Raw genomic sequence first — 14,922 nt, forward strand, 5'->3', positions numbered from 1 at the left:
ACAGTCCTGCATGAAAGTAACATAAGGTGCTAAAGTATCGGGTGTTTCCAAGTCAGCAGTTGCGACTGAAGTCGGGAAACCATATGAGTCATACCAGTCATAACCATAAGCATAAGCTACGAATGGGTCATTTGCACGTAGTTTGTAAACACCGTCATATAACAATCTGATGGTTTTTGAATAATACCTTCTTCCGTCTTCATCAAAATCATTGAAAGGAGTTCCCGGATTGCCGGAAAATGCTTCGAGAGGAATCCATCTGAATTGTCCGTCAATAACTTCTGCTATTTCCATATCTTGTGGAAGTCCGCCATCAATAGTAGCCTTGTATGCAATATTGATAAAATTATCTTTAAAACCAAACCCACCACGAATACCTGGGGTGTTGAATACGATTTCTGTTTGATATTGTTGCAGAGGTGAAAGTTGCAATTGGAAGGGGTCATTTTCAATGCCATCATCATTTTGTCCCGGATTGAATTGCACAACGTTGATAGCTTCTTTAGATGAAACTACAACGGGACGCGGATTGTCATCAGCTCCTGCACGAGTTTCCATCCAACCTCTTTCTCTCAGACCACCTGCACTTTGAATTGTACCGGAAGGTAATCCATCGAAAAAGTACTGCGTCATAGGTTTTTTAGCAAAGATTTTGATAATAGTATATTTTTTTCTGCCTTGAATTGGTGTGACGTGGTACTTTTTACCCCAAACATTTTCGGGCAATTCTTGTTCAATAATAAAGTCGCAAGCCGGTGTAAATGATGGGATATAGGCGCAGAAACTTCCGGAGAGTACGTTAACAGGTTTTGTAGCATTAATTGTACTGCCGGTTAGGTCGTTGAAAGCTCCAATACCCGGTATCAACCAAATGTCACCTTCGTTTATTGTAGTTCTCATTACTTCATTTGCTCTGAGTTCAGAACCATCTAAAAGTGGAACCCGCGCGTTCTCGAAACCACCAAGACGAAATGTTACTTTGGTATTATCATAAACACCTACAATACTTGTAAATGATGGAAAGTATTGATTAGTATTATTAGTAGGGTCTTCATAAGAAGCAACCTGATATTTTTTCCCCAACGAACTCGCGGGTAGTGCTAAATAACCGTCAGATGTATATCGGAAACGAGTAACACCATAGACAATAATCGGATAGTCTGCACTAATCTTGATTGCTCTACCTTCCCATACCTGAGCTGGTAGAGGGGGTCCTGACATTTGACCACCCTTAGAATACGCTTGACCTTCTGCTACAGGCAGAGGAAACTCAATAACGTCATTTGGAATAGTGACTTTTTGTCTCATAATAGCCAATCCGGGTATTTCTAAAGTTACTGTTGTAGCAACGGCGGATGACACATAAATACGTAAGGCATTATTGGGACCTGAATCCTCGTAACATGGATGAAACGTAATCCAGAATAATGTACCTGCATTGTTCGAATTTAATAATTGTGGCAGATTCTCTTTAAACGAATCTACCAAATCGTCTTGTGCGACTGCACTATTATGAATAAATCCTGCAAGAAATAAACCCATGATTATCAATAGGGTAATTTTGGTTTTCATAAATCCTCCAATCTTAATATGACAATAAATATGAAATGTTTTTAAATTTCAGTACTCTTTCTATATACAAATAACAAGTGAAAATTTGATTTGTTACATTTTTTTTTGATTTATTTTATATTTTTTTTTGTTAGTGTCCATGGTCATTATCAAGATTAATGAACCAATGTTAATCAAAAATAATCACTTAATAAAATTATTAGGCTTGCAAACATTTTAGTTTCGTATGAATTATCACCTGAAGAATAAAACTGCATAATAATATTTTGCTATTAATAGCTGTCTCGCTTTGATTCACCTATGGTTTATATGATTATAAATAATTTGCATTGTAATAAAATTCATGCTATTAATTACATTCACTAAATGCTTCATGGATAGCATCGTATAAAAGCGAAAAATATCCAAGAGATAGTTTAACACTTATAACAGAATTTTATTAATATTTTGGAAAAAAAAATAATAAAAATATTTTCTTAATTTCTAACTTATGAGGTATTTTTTTGAAATTTGCTTGGTTTAAAATTGGTTTACGATTATGTCTTCGCGTAAAGCATAAGGCGAAAGCAAAATTTGTTCGTGTACAATGGCATTCAAAAGCATATTCCTGGAGCGATTGATTCAACTTTTGGTAGAGTTGTCGGCATCGCCTTTCATAATCACGATGTCGTCTTTTTGGTAGATTATTTCTTTGCTTTTGTCTGTACGAGCTTGTTTAGGATTACCAAATCCTGTAAACGGCTTCAGCATCCCTTTTATGAATCTGATGCCAAGCCCGAAAAGCAATAGAAAGAAGCTTAATATTAAGCCTAAGATAAGAAGTATTTTCATGATTTATTTCGACCAAACAACTTTAAATGAACTGACATTTCCACTTTTTGTCATCAATTTGCCGAGATACATTCCTGATGGCAAATCGCCGGCACTAAATGAAACTGTATTGACTCCTTCGGGCAATCCTTTGTAATCCATTGTCATCAAATCTTTCCCCAAGAAGTTCAGTATTTTTATTTCAACATCGTTACGCTCTTTCAAATAAAAACGTATCGTTACCATTGAATTAGACGGATTGGGGAATACTTCTATTTCAGATTTCATTTCGCTACGGCTAATGACACTATTTGTGGTTTTGCATACGCTTTGTTTGAGTTTTCCTTGCAATTCTTCTTCCAAACATTCTTTGGCGAATTCTATGTCGTGTTTGGAAATCAATCGCCTAATATCTTTCGGATAACCATACTTTTTGAGTTCGTCAAGATAGACGAAGACTTTATATTTGCCCTTTTGGATACTTGCGACTGTGTATTCTAAGTCAATGTTGCACATACATCTGCAACGCTGATTTGAAGTATCTGTGATTACAATTCTTATGGTGTTCTCTGTTTGATTGATTGAGTAATCGCCAATATAAGCAGAGCAACAGTTTGTATAGAGGTCTGTGAGTGAAACTTTGAGGCTATTGTCCTTCAGCGTATAGGCTACCTGTTCCGAATGCAGCATTGTGCTCGAAGCAAAAACCATCAAAACCATAAGTAAAATTAGTCTCATTAAAACTTCATATCAAAACAAACTTACACGAAAATACAAAAATAAGTTCCCAAATGTGTCAATAAAAATCAATTTAAAAAGTTTACACAGTTATGTTAAATACGTATTAGATGAGTAAAAGTTTATGGATATAGGAAATTCTCCGGTTGCAATAGTAATATTTGCTGTCACAGTCTTAATCAGTTTATATACTTTATACAAAAACAACAAGTTGTATTACTCTTGGGTGCTGAGTCCTCCGAAAGTTGTACACGAAAAGAAATTTTATCTTCTCATAACGTCCGGATTTCTACATGCTGATTTGATGCACTTGCTATTCAACATGTTGACTTTCTATTTCTTTGGCTTCAAATTAGAGCAAATGATAGGTTCGGTCAATTTTTTGATAATCTACATAGTTAGTTTGGTACTAAGTTCAATCCCGACAGTCATCAAGCACAAAGATAATTATAGTTATGGCAGCGTTGGGGCTTCCGGGGCAATATCGGGAATTCTCTTTGCTTCGATAATGTTGATGCCCAATGCCGGTATAATGATATTTCCGATACCGATACCAATACCTGCATGGATTTTTGGGATGCTATACTTGCTATGGATTTATTTTGCAGCCAAAAGAGCAAACGACAACATCAATCATGATGCCCACTTTTACGGTGCTCTCACAGGAGTTATAATGATGATTATACTGTTTCCGGGGATTATAAATCACTTTATCGGGAGTTTTTGAGCAAATCTCTGAGCGACTCTTCTAATGCAGGGAATTTGAACAAAAAGCCTTTGTCTAAAATCTTGTGCGCCGAGACGTTTTGCGACGAGAGAACCATTTCTGCAGATTCGCCTAAAAGTGCTTTAAGAACGAATTCGGGCACTTTGAAGAGTGACGGTTTGCCCATTACTTTACCTAAAATTTTGGCGAATTCGTCCACTTTGACCGGATTCGGAGCCACCGCATTATAAACGCCTGTCATAGTGTCGTTTATCAGTGCATAAGAAAACATCGCCACGAGGTCATCAATATGAATCCATGACCAATACTGCTTGCCATCGCCAAGAGCACCGCCGACATATAGTCTGAACGGTAGTAGTAATTTTTCTAAAGCTCCACCTTTGGAAGATAGCACAATACCAATTCTGAGGACGACAACTCGGGTTTTGCTTTGAGCCTTCAACGCTTCATGCTCCCACGCTTTGCATACTTGGGCTAAAAAATCATTGCCGGTATCACTTCGCTCAGTCAAAAAGTTCGCCCCTTGTGAGCCGTAAATCCCGATTGCTGATGCATTAATCAAAATTTGGGGAGTCTCGGGTGCCATTTCAATTGCATTTACAATCAAACTTGTCGTTTGAGTTCGGCTTTGAATGATTTCTTTTTTATACTCTTCCGTCCATTTAGCATCGGCAAGCGATGCTCCGGCTAAATTGATTATCCCGAAATTTCCACTCAGCAAAGCGGCGAGATACGCTACATCATGTTTCCATTCTAAAATTTCAACTCTATCATCAAATTTACTTCGTGCGGATACAAGTGAGCGAACAAAAAGCCTGACGCCATAGCCTGAGCTTAAGAGTGATTCTACTAAACGTGTGCCGATAAGTCCTGTGCCGCCGATTACTGATATTATTTTCATATTTGTTGCCGCTCGTAATTATTTACTTATTATAATGGACGATTCCAAATTTGCGAAATTGGTATCGAAGCAAATGCGAAAAATCGAATTGAGCTAAAAGGCTTCTTTGATTTTTGCTACAAATGTTTTGTTAAAGTAATCATTTGCATCTGTCAAGCCACCATTTGGTGGATTATCGTTTTTGTGGTAGTAATAAAGCATTCTCACATTTCGTGGTGATGCTTTATCGATTTCAACTTGATATTTGAATCTAACAGCAGACTTCGGGGTCTTGTTGAAAGCATCATGATAATCAGTAGCGAATGTAACTGTACTTTCAGTTTCGGATTTCTGCACCGGTAAGCTAAGTTTGCTCAATACGAATGACACTTTGTCCACGACTGATTGTAAATCCACATCATAAGAAATAGTGTATTTCACAGCCGAAACATCATCTTTTTTACGAGTGGCTCTCTCGTATAGCATCTCTTCGCTCACTACAATTCGGATTTCATCTTCGTCATATTTCTCAGGCAGAGCTTCTTTTTGCACACCTTGCCGCAACGAATCCATAAATTTCGCTTTGCTTCTTACTTCATCCGTTAGTACAGTTTCCGATTCAACGGGGTCGTCGAAGGATATGTAAATGTATATCATGATTGTAGCTGCTACTAAGACTAATAGAGAAACAACCATGATTATCTTATTCACATCTTTGTTTACTGCTTTGTCGTCAAATTCATTCAAATAATCTTTCTTTCCCATTTGCAAACTTAAATTGTATTAAAACATATTTCAATATGCAAATCTACTAAAATTTTTAATTTAAATAGTATCTAAAAAAAAAAGTATAACTTTTTAAAAATCTCTACGTATTAGGATATGATTTTTTATTTACCTTACGAAAGTGGTTATGATAAAGATTTTAAAAAACTCAAAGTTTAAGTCATTATTAATGTTCATGTCTGCATTAGTAATCATGATAGCGGCTCAAAATAATGTAATGAGCCAAGACATAGCGGTGCTGCTCGGCGATGAAGCAGCAATTAGTGGATATGTGAAAGACGAACGAAGCGGCGAAACTCTCATCGGCGCTACAGTAGTGTTGAAAGACTCAAAGAAGGGAGCATACACTAACAAATTGGGCTACTATTCCATAAGCCCGATAATTGCCGGTGAATACACTTTACGCGTTACATCTGTTGGTTATACTCCTTATGAGGAGAAAATCACCTTGACAAAGGGCATTAGTGTGAGAAAAGATATAATGCTGACAGGACTCAATATCACAACGGAAGAAATTTCTGTGATTGCGGACCGCGATGTCGAAACGCGGCAAATTTCGATTAGCAAAGTCAATATCCCGATTCAACAAATCAAAGAAATTCGCATCGGCGGAGAATCTGATGTGTTCAGAACTATTCAGATGTTACCCGGTGTATTGACGTCATCGCAAATGTCCAGCGGATTGTACATTCGTGGTGGTTCGCCGGACCAAAACCTTGTGCTATTAGATGGTTCTACAGTGTATAATCCTTCGCACTTGTTTGGATTTATTTCTACATTCAACTCCGATGCAATCAAAGATGTAGAGCTAATCAAAGGTGGCTATCCGGCAGAATACGGGAGTCGTTTGTCCTCAGTATTGAATATCACTCAAAAAGACGGAAATCGGAATGAATTCGAAGGGATGCTTTCAGCAGGTATTATTTCTTCTAAACTTGCTCTCGAAGGTCCTCTGGGCAATGGTTCATGGTTCATTAGCGGTCGTCGCACATATTTTGACCTCATAAAAGGAATGATAGACACTGACCCCGAAAACCCGATTCCCGATTTTGGATTCTACGACCTCAACGCAAAAGTAACACAAGATTTCGGTGATAACGACAAAGTATTCCTAAGCGGATTCTTGAGCGATGATAATTTCGATTTTGATGCAAGTGGCGTGACTATGAATTTATTTATGGGCAACAAAGCGGGTTCGATGAGATGGACAAGAATACTTGCCGATAATTTGTTCATGGTAAACAATGTGACTTCGAGCTATTATAGCCAAGGTTTCAGACAAGAAGCATCGGGTTATGTAGTTACGATGAATAATTCGATAACGGATTATTCTTTCAAAACAAAATTAGAATGGTTTGTCTCCGATAATTTGACAGCCGTTACAGGAATTGATGTGACGAATTACATTTTCAAATATACTCGTAATTTTAGTGGTGATGATAGCGAAATCGAAGAGGGCACCAACGACGGCAGCATAATGAATATGCTCTATCACGATTGGGTTTATAGTGCTTTTGCGCAAATCAACTATAAAATCACCGAACTGTTCTCGCTCCAAACCGGTTTGAGATGGAATTTTTGGGATTATTCGGAGCATTCACTTTTCGACCCAAGAATTGCATTACGATACCAAATTACAGACAAATATGCCGTCAAAGCATCTTGGGGTATATTTCACCAATACTTGAGATTGGCAGGAGACGAAAACTTTTCGATATTCGACACTTGGGTTCCTACCGATAAAACTGTTGACCCAAGCAAGGCATATCATTATATACTTAGCTTCGAGACAGAGCCAATTCCCGATTACAACTTGAACGTTGACTTTTACTACAAGGATTTGGAAAATATCAGCGAAGTTAATAAAACAACACTTGAAGGTACAGATGTCAAAGATATATTCTTTTCAGGCGTAGGGTATTCATACGGCGGAGAAATTTTCCTCCAAAAGCAATTCGGCAAATTAGCCGGATGGATAGGCTATGGCTTAGGATGGGTTTATGCGAAATTCGACAGTATAAATAATGGTGAAGAATTCAGACCCAAATATGACCGTCGCCACGACTTGAAAATCGTTGCTCAATATCAAATTAACGAAAAATGGAATGTAGGTGCAACATTTATGTACCAAAGCGGACAATCATACACAGGGGCAACTTCACGATTCCAAACAGGTATGCCGGGCGACAATCACGGATGGGGAAAAGTTATCCCATCACAACGCTACGGATTGCGTATGCCGAATTCGCACCAATTAAATCTAAACGCAAGCTATGTTACTACTTTGTTCAAATTACCATTTAAAATTAATTTTGATATATACAATGTATATAATCGAAGAGATATTTTGATGAGAATATACGACACCGAAGGCGACGAGACAGTTGTAGAAGATATTAAATTATTGCCGATTATCCCGACATTTTCATTTGAATTAAAATTTTAATTAGGAGAAAAAACAATGAAAAATTTAAATAATTATCTCAAAATTGCAATATTAATCGGATTTATATCAATTATTGCATCATGCGAAGACCCTGCACCGACTGATTATATTCAGGAAAAATATGTAGAAGGATATTTAATTGTAGGAGAGCCGATTCGGGGAATAATTCTAAAAAATACTCAATCTATTTCCGAAAAATACAATCCGGAGAGCGGATTGATTAAAGATGCAGTGGTGCAGCTTACTTACGATAACAAAACTATTACGCTCGAATATCAAGATGGCGAAACTCCGGGCTATTACTATCCCGATTTGGACGACACTGTCAAAGCAGAGACTTTGTATGAGTTAAAAATTACGACTACGGACGGCAAAATAATAACCTCATCCACCAAAACGCCTAAAACATTTGCATGGATTGACGAGCCCAAAACACCATTATATTACCCTCAGGACACTTTGAAATTGGAATCAGTGGATTCGCTCAAGATTTCGTGGACTAAGGTTGATAGCGTAAATTATTTCTTGGTTCGCACAAAGCACTTAGATACATTAAATTATGGCAAATACCTAACTCCGGCTACAGACGAGCCGAATCGCCGTTGCTACAACTTTTTGAGCAAAAACAAAGACTTCGATTTTACATATAAAAATGTTACAAATTGGGGATTAATCGGCAACACAGAAACTGCGGCAGTATGGTTTGCATTCAAGTGGTTCGGGCTGCAAACAATTGCGATGTTCAATCCCGACCCGAACATGCTAAATTGGTTCAAGAACGTCTTCTTTACCCAATCAACTGCCACCGACCCGCTCCTAAACAGCATCAAAGGCGGCTACGGCGTGTTCGGTTCCGCCTCGATTGTAGAAAAAGAAATCTTCTTGTACAAGAATCAACCGTAAGAAATATAGACGAATATTTGTTGCATTACGTAGATGTGCCACACTTGGCAGGTGTGGCACATCTTAAATGTAGGGACCGCAACAGCGTTCTGTCCAAAAAAAAGCCCAAGAATTCATTCGTGGAGAAACTAAGAAACCTCACCCCGACGGATTTTGTAGGGACCGCAACAACGTTCTGTCTATCTTGAACAGGATTATCAAGATTACAAGATGGACAGATTATAATCATTGTGAAAAATCCCGTAAGGGATTAAATGTAAATAGCCCCGTATGAAATGCGGGGGAAGAAATTGCGAAATATTCAACAATCCTGAAGGGATTGAATATCTATAACAAAAGTATAGGGGAGATTTGTATATCGCGAAAACGATTATATGTAGATTTAACCCCTTCGGGGTAAGGCGAAGATGCTCGTACGTCTAATTGTTATAGATATTTAACCCCTTTGGAGTAGAAGCTATTTAGACAGAACGCTGTTCTGTCCCTACAATTTTGTTTAAGGGTGTTACGACAACGTATTTCAGGATGAGATAGATGCCTTCCGTCAGGTGTAACACCTGACGGGACGGGAATGTATCCTTTTTATTCATTTTCACTTTTGGTGTTTATAATACAACGTTTCTTTTAAAATATTCTCTAAATTATGCTTATTAGTTATACTGGTATCAAGAGCGCTAATTTTATCAAACTCATAATTAATATCTCTGAAAAATAAAAATTCTTGTTCATATATCTGATTTTCAAATATGAAATATGCGGTTATATCAGGTCCTCCAACAATATAACCACCGGAACTACTAATTCCAGATAGACAAAAAGTAGTTAAATTTTTATAAAATCTAAAAATTTTGGAAAATTTATCTAAATCAGGATGTTGACTAACATAAAACCAATAATCATTAGGATTAATTGAAAATCTGGAATTACTTGGGGGTTTTTTATTATTATTACTATATTCTATCTCTTTTGTCCAATAATGGTCTTTTTTTATTAAATCAATCCGCATATAATTATTTGGTCTATCAGAATCGAGATGCAAAATAATATCTCCGGAATTAGAATAAGAAGGGTTTAAATTTAAACGCTTATAAACAACTTCTCCCGTTAGATATTTAGCTGTATCATTAAATAATAAACGGGGAATCAAAATAATATTCGAAGTGTCAAAATCAATTTTTCTAAACGATCTTTTTAGTAATTTAATTAAACGAGATTTGTGCTTCAAATCGTAATCAAGGATTAATTCCTTTATTCTGTGCACTTCATCATCATAAGTACTGTTATCAATTTCATCTTGCGCAATCATATAATTGATATTCAAAATTACAATTATTAAAGCAAAAGCTTTCAGTAATTTTGAATGCTTCAAGCTATGGTTTTTAAATAAAGCCATTTTGATATCCTCTATTGAATAGTGGCAAAAAAGTAGTTAACACAGGAGTATCTCGTAGATAAGATAATCTATGAGTACTCTTCCTCAAAGTATCCCCGAAAACTGAAGTATCTATGTATGTTCGTTGTTCCATCTTTCAAATTTTGAATTTTCAAGCCTATCATCAGAAATATTTTAATCCCACATGCAAACATACAAAAATGCTACGATAAAAGCAAATTTTCTTAAAAGTGCATTCCACCCCGTCTGCTTCGCAGACACCCCTCAAGAGGGGAATTTAAGAATTGATGTGGCAAATCGAAAATTAGCCTTGCCAAAATTCACCCTAATCTGATTGACTTCATTAGAAATGTGGAAAAATTTAGTTATTTTGCGTATTCGTTAAAATGTAAAATTAAGAAAATTAAAATTGATGAAAGTTAGAGTTAGATTTGCACCATCACCTACGGGCTACTTGCACGTTGGCGGCTTGCGTACGGCATTGTACAACTATTTGTTTGCACGTAAGTATGGCGGTGCGATGATTTTGAGAATTGAAGATACCGACAGGACGCGTTTGGTGGAAAATGCCACCGAAATGTTGATTGATTCGCTCAAATGGGCAGGCGTCGAATATGACGAAGGTCCTGATATAGGTGGCGAGTTCGGTCCTTATGTCCAATCCGAACGTTTGGCGATTTACCAAAAATACGTCGCGGAGTTGATTGGTAGCGGTCATGCTTATTATGCGTTCGATACTCAAGATGAGATTGCTGCGATGCGCGAAAGCAAAACTGATTCCTTCGACACAAAGTACGACCGCAAAGTAATGAAACATCAGTTCACTTTAGGACCGGAAAAGACTAAAGAACTGCTCGAAAGTGGTGCAGAATATGTCGTGCGTCTCAATGTCCCCGAAAATCACGAAGTTCGCTTCCAAGATTTAATTCGTGGCGATGTTTCCGTCAATACGAATGATATTGATGACCAAATCTTGCTCAAATCAGACGGTTTCCCGACTTATCATCTTGCTAACGTGGTTGATGATTACACAATGGGCATTACACACGTCATTCGTGGCGAAGAATGGTTGCCATCAACGCCGAAGCATGTCTTGTTGTACGAGTTTTTCGGTTGGCAATCGCCTCAATTTGCACATTTGCCACTTTTGCTCAATCACGATAAGAGCAAACTCAGCAAAAGGCAAGGCTCGGTCGCAGTGGAAGATTTCCGCGAAAAAGGCTATCTCCGTGATGCATTTGTCAATTTCATTGCTCTATTGGGTTGGAATCCGACCGCAGACCGAGAAATTTACGAAATTGAGGAGCTAATCGGCTTATTCAATCTCGAAAAAGTGAACAAGGGTGGCGCTGTTTTCGATACTGCAAAATTGGATTGGATGCAGCAACAATATTTGAAAGATTTACCCGCTGAATCGCTCGGCGGCATGCTCGAAACCGAATTGGCTAAGCATGGATTTAAGTCCGAAGATAGCACAAAAACTGCGGCGATTGCACATTTATTCCGCGAACGGGTGATTTTCGTGAGCGAAATCCCGACTTTTGCAAGTTACATGTTTGCTGATGATTACCCAATTGATAGCGAGTACCTTGCTAAACATTGGAATTCGGAAACTCAAAGTCTGATTTTACCTTTGATTGAAATTTACCGCAATCTGGACAGCTTTTCGCACGATGAAATTGCGGCTGTTACGAAAGAATATTCTAAAACGTCAAATAAAAAGATGGGCGAAATAATTCACCCGCTGAGATTGATTTTGACTGGAAAGCCAAACGGTGCAGGTATGTTCGACACTATGCAGCTAATTGGCAAGGAAAAATGTATTGGAAGATTTGATGATTTCGTTTCAAAATATGGAGTTTAAATTATGATGAAAATACTGTTGCTATCAATATTTACGATTCTCATTTCTTGCAGTTCTACACCGAAAAGTACTGATTGCTTGGGTGATAAAGACAGGGATTTTAAGATTCATTGGGGCAAAATCATCAAAGGCGATATGAATGGAAATAATTACACTTTGACAAGCGACAGAAAAATTCATAAAGGCGCCACTCAAAGCAATATTGTGGAAGGAGAGTTAATTGCAACTATCCAAGATGCTGAAGCATTTTGCCGTTTTTATTCGGATTTGATGAATGTTATGTTACGAAACCAATCAATGTATGTTCCGGCTGATACGAATCATTTTATCGAATATACCAATCCGGGTATGAATTATAAATTTAGAGCATTGTGGAATCCGAATCATAGCAATTTAGGCAACCGAGATTTCAAAGCAATATATAAAAGATTGGAAGAATTTATTACTGTAAACAAAAGTACGAACTAAAATGAGAGTATTAATTGTAGATGATAATGTTGATTTTGCAACGACAATAGCCGAAATAGTCGAATCTAACGGATTTCAGACTCAGGTAGTTTCCAATCCTACAGATGCAATTAGCAGAGTTGAGCGGTTTTTCAAGCAAATCAGTTTGATATTGCTCGACATTGAGTTTGGTCCCGACGAACAGTACGACGGACTTGACTTACTCGAAATCTTTCGACGTAATCATCCATATATTCCGGTAGTTATGATTTCCGGAAAAGGCACGATAGAATCGGCTGTGAGAGCTACTAAGCTGGGCGCCGTGAATTTTATCGAAAAAAGTACAATAAGCAAAGAACAAATCAAACAAGTTTTGCAAAGCAGCATTTATACCGAATCAGCCCCTGAAATAGAGGAAATCAGACGCTTTCTGGAAACTCATGGCTTAATGGGTCGGAGCAAGGCACTTTTGGACGTGGGCGACAGTATTATTCGCTATGGCAGAACGGATTTGAATGTGTTGATCACAGGTGAAACCGGAACAGGGAAAAAACTCGCTGCTAAAGCCATTCATGCTATCAGTCGTCGCGGCAAGCATCCTTTTATTACCGTTGACATCCCAAATATTCCACGAGAATTATTCCAAAGCGAGCTTTTTGGTCATATCAAAGGGTCATTTTCAGGTGCTACGGATACAAAGCGGGGCTTATTCCACGAAGCTAACAAAGGCACTTTGTTTTTAGATGAAATCGGCGAAATGACTTTGGATTTGCAATCAAATTTATTTATTCCAATCGAAGAAAAAGTAGTCCGCAAAGTTGGCTCCGTCAATAGCGAAGAAGTTGATATTCGTTTCATTTCGGCTACCGATAAGGATTTGGTTCTTGCAATGCGAGAATCACGATTTAGAGAGCAGCTTTATCACCGATTACGCGAATGTGAAATCAATATGCCTAATTTGGCTCAAAGGCAGGAAGATGTGCCGAATATTGCTGAGTTTTATATCCAAAAGCATAATGAAGATTACTCGGAAACTAAGTTTTTATCTCCGTCAGCACTTGAATTTTTGGCAGAGCAAAAGTGGCCCGGCAACGTGCGTGAATTAGCCAGTGTAATACGCGTAGCAATGCAAACCACTCGTACCGAAAAAGTCGAAGTCAATGATTTGTACAAAATCATTAATAGCGGCATGAAAAGTCATCACAATTCCGAAACACCGGAACAATTCATTACAGGCAACTCAACTCTGAAAGAAGATATTGCGCAAGTCGATAAACGCAAAATTGAAGCAACACTCGAAAAAAACAATGGGAACGTGAGCAAATCTGCCGCAGCTTTAGCAATAAGCCGCGAAACTTTACACAATAAAATTCGTAAGTATGGAATAAATGTGCAAATATTTAGAGTTCGTTCAAATAAAAAATGAGGTTAATATGTTCAAATTTATGAATTTCATTCTTTTGATGTTGCTTATTTCAGCATCAAATTTTGCGATTATTTTTGCAGATGAAAACCAAGATATTGACAGTAACAATGTTGATGATGATTTTGAAATGTTCAAACTAAGTTTCAAAAGCTCTTTTGAGCACCCAACAATTGCAATCAATTATGGTATAGTCACTCCATTTTATCACGAAGATGCCGTCAGTGAGGATTTCGCTCCACTAAATAGTGTGAATGTTCAGTTCGGCATTGGCAATATTGACGAGATGAGTGAATTAAATTCAAGTGTATTTAAGCACAAAAATAGTTTAATTGCAGTATCATACTACTCGCAGGTATTGGGTTCGCAAACTACAATCGGCGATGGTATCAGAACATCCGCTTGGAGTTTTGGACTTCAACAAAATAGCGGCTACGGTATTGGAAAATCTTCCCAAAAGCTTTTTTTCAATAGTATTTCAGGTATAACTTGGACAAGTCTGGATTTTGAAGATAAAACGAGCGACACGCTTCAACAGACTAATCTTGACGTTTTCGGTAGTCAACTAAGATTTGGAGATATGTTTGAAGCCTCAATGACTTTTTACCCGATTGAGAATGTGGGATTAAATGTCGGCTACGAGCGAGCTATGGTGTACCCACGTCATATGTTTTGGTATTGGGCAGCGAGCGGAATAATTCAAGGAGCGGCTCAGGGCTTAACCGGCTGGTTCTCTAAGGCAGTAGTTATGAAAAGCCCCGTGGCAGGTGCTATTATGCACTTTGTTCTCGAAAATGCTGTAAATTACGGATTTTTCGAGTTGAGGAAGAAAAATATGAATTGGCCCATCACTACCGTACCCCCATTTATATATGATTCATTCAAAGTCGGACTGACGTTCAGATTCTAACAAGTTCCTCAGATTTGAACCGT

General features: G+C 37.7%; 13 protein-coding genes. 7 read left to right on the forward strand and 6 right to left on the reverse strand.

Annotated features, from left to right (window positions below; genetic code table 11):
- The 3 genes from M9949_14715 to M9949_14725 all read right to left on the reverse strand — a co-directional run.
- Positions 1–1,572: IgGFc-binding protein (locus M9949_14715; GenBank protein ID MCO5252658.1), on the reverse strand; the 1,572-nt coding region annotated here is incomplete at its 3' end.
- Between the two features lie 621 nt (positions 1,573–2,193).
- Positions 2,194–2,403, reverse strand: a complete 210-nt coding sequence (locus M9949_14720) for a hypothetical protein (protein ID MCO5252659.1) — start codon at positions 2,401–2,403, stop codon at positions 2,194–2,196.
- A 3-nt stretch (positions 2,404–2,406) separates the two neighbouring features.
- On the reverse strand, positions 2,407–3,120 hold the full coding sequence (locus M9949_14725; GenBank protein ID MCO5252660.1) for a T9SS type A sorting domain-containing protein: 714 nt from the start codon (positions 3,118–3,120) through the stop codon (positions 2,407–2,409).
- A 124-nt stretch (positions 3,121–3,244) separates the two neighbouring features.
- Between M9949_14725 and M9949_14730 the strand changes: the two genes are divergently transcribed.
- On the forward strand, positions 3,245–3,847 hold the full coding sequence (locus M9949_14730) for a rhomboid family intramembrane serine protease (GenBank protein MCO5252661.1): 603 nt from the start codon (positions 3,245–3,247) through the stop codon (positions 3,845–3,847).
- Here M9949_14730 and M9949_14735 read toward each other — a convergent pair.
- Together M9949_14735 and M9949_14740 are read right to left on the reverse strand one after the other, a co-directional pair.
- Entirely contained in the window at positions 3,831–4,748 is a 918-nt protein-coding gene (locus M9949_14735) for a TIGR01777 family oxidoreductase (protein ID MCO5252662.1), read from the reverse strand. The genes M9949_14730 and M9949_14735 overlap by 17 nt on opposite strands.
- Positions 4,749–4,841: 93 nt before the next feature.
- A complete protein-coding gene (locus M9949_14740; GenBank protein ID MCO5252663.1) occupies positions 4,842–5,492 on the reverse strand; it encodes a hypothetical protein in 651 nt (216 codons plus the stop codon).
- Between the two features lie 148 nt (positions 5,493–5,640).
- Between M9949_14740 and M9949_14745 the strand changes: the two genes are divergently transcribed.
- Both M9949_14745 and M9949_14750 read left to right on the forward strand, forming a co-directional pair.
- Positions 5,641–7,959: a TonB-dependent receptor gene (locus M9949_14745; GenBank protein ID MCO5252664.1), complete on the forward strand. Its 2,319-nt coding sequence runs from the start codon at positions 5,641–5,643 to the stop codon at positions 7,957–7,959.
- Between the two features lie 15 nt (positions 7,960–7,974).
- Positions 7,975–8,862, forward strand: a complete 888-nt coding sequence (locus M9949_14750; protein ID MCO5252665.1) for a DUF4249 domain-containing protein — start codon at positions 7,975–7,977, stop codon at positions 8,860–8,862.
- Positions 8,863–9,454: 592 nt separating this feature from the next.
- On the opposite strand, the gene M9949_14755 is transcribed toward M9949_14750, so the two are convergent.
- Complete coding sequence (locus tag M9949_14755) at positions 9,455–10,255, reverse strand: hypothetical protein (GenBank protein MCO5252666.1); 801 nt, start codon at positions 10,253–10,255, stop codon at positions 9,455–9,457.
- 412 nt (positions 10,256–10,667) lie between these two features.
- Here M9949_14755 and gltX point away from each other — a divergent pair, with 412 nt between their 5' ends.
- From gltX to M9949_14775, 4 genes are read left to right on the forward strand one after another with little or no spacing between them, the layout of a single operon-like run.
- Entirely contained in the window at positions 10,668–12,119 is a 1,452-nt protein-coding gene (gene gltX, locus M9949_14760; GenBank protein ID MCO5252667.1) for a glutamate--tRNA ligase, read from the forward strand.
- Positions 12,120–12,122: 3 nt separating this feature from the next.
- Positions 12,123–12,587 carry a hypothetical protein gene (locus M9949_14765; protein MCO5252668.1) on the forward strand — a complete coding sequence of 155 codons (465 nt, stop codon included), beginning with the start codon at positions 12,123–12,125 and terminating at the stop codon, positions 12,585–12,587.
- Between the two features lies 1 nt (position 12,588).
- Positions 12,589–13,992: a sigma-54 dependent transcriptional regulator gene (locus M9949_14770; protein ID MCO5252669.1), complete on the forward strand. Its 1,404-nt coding sequence runs from the start codon at positions 12,589–12,591 to the stop codon at positions 13,990–13,992.
- 7 nt (positions 13,993–13,999) lie between these two features.
- Complete coding sequence (locus M9949_14775; GenBank protein MCO5252670.1) at positions 14,000–14,899, forward strand: hypothetical protein; 900 nt, start codon at positions 14,000–14,002, stop codon at positions 14,897–14,899.
- Positions 14,900–14,922 lie beyond the last annotated feature (23 nt).

This window comes from Candidatus Kapaibacterium sp., assembly GCA_023957315.1.
In the GTDB taxonomy this organism is placed as follows: Bacteria; Bacteroidota; Ignavibacteria; order Kapaibacteriales; family UBA2268; genus PGYU01.

Bases quoted from the DNA above. Each gene is read 5' to 3' on its own strand.
- M9949_14770 (MCO5252669.1), top strand. From the start codon at position 12,589: ATGAGAGTATTAATTGTAGATGATAATGTTGATTTTGCAACGACAATA.
- M9949_14730 (MCO5252661.1), top strand. From the start codon at position 3,245: ATGGATATAGGAAATTCTCCGGTTGCAATAGTAATATTTGCTGTCACA.
- M9949_14725 (MCO5252660.1), bottom strand. From the start codon at position 3,120: ATGAGACTAATTTTACTTATGGTTTTGATGGTTTTTGCTTCGAGCACA.
- gltX (MCO5252667.1), top strand. From the start codon at position 10,668: ATGAAAGTTAGAGTTAGATTTGCACCATCACCTACGGGCTACTTGCAC.
- M9949_14720 (MCO5252659.1), bottom strand. From the start codon at position 2,403: ATGAAAATACTTCTTATCTTAGGCTTAATATTAAGCTTCTTTCTATTG.
- M9949_14775 (MCO5252670.1), top strand. From the start codon at position 14,000: ATGTTCAAATTTATGAATTTCATTCTTTTGATGTTGCTTATTTCAGCA.
- M9949_14735 (MCO5252662.1), bottom strand. From the start codon at position 4,748: ATGAAAATAATATCAGTAATCGGCGGCACAGGACTTATCGGCACACGT.
- M9949_14755 (MCO5252666.1), bottom strand. From the start codon at position 10,255: ATGGCTTTATTTAAAAACCATAGCTTGAAGCATTCAAAATTACTGAAA.
- M9949_14765 (MCO5252668.1), top strand. From the start codon at position 12,123: ATGATGAAAATACTGTTGCTATCAATATTTACGATTCTCATTTCTTGC.
- M9949_14750 (MCO5252665.1), top strand. From the start codon at position 7,975: ATGAAAAATTTAAATAATTATCTCAAAATTGCAATATTAATCGGATTT.
- M9949_14745 (MCO5252664.1), top strand. From the start codon at position 5,641: ATGATAAAGATTTTAAAAAACTCAAAGTTTAAGTCATTATTAATGTTC.
- M9949_14740 (MCO5252663.1), bottom strand. From the start codon at position 5,492: ATGGGAAAGAAAGATTATTTGAATGAATTTGACGACAAAGCAGTAAAC.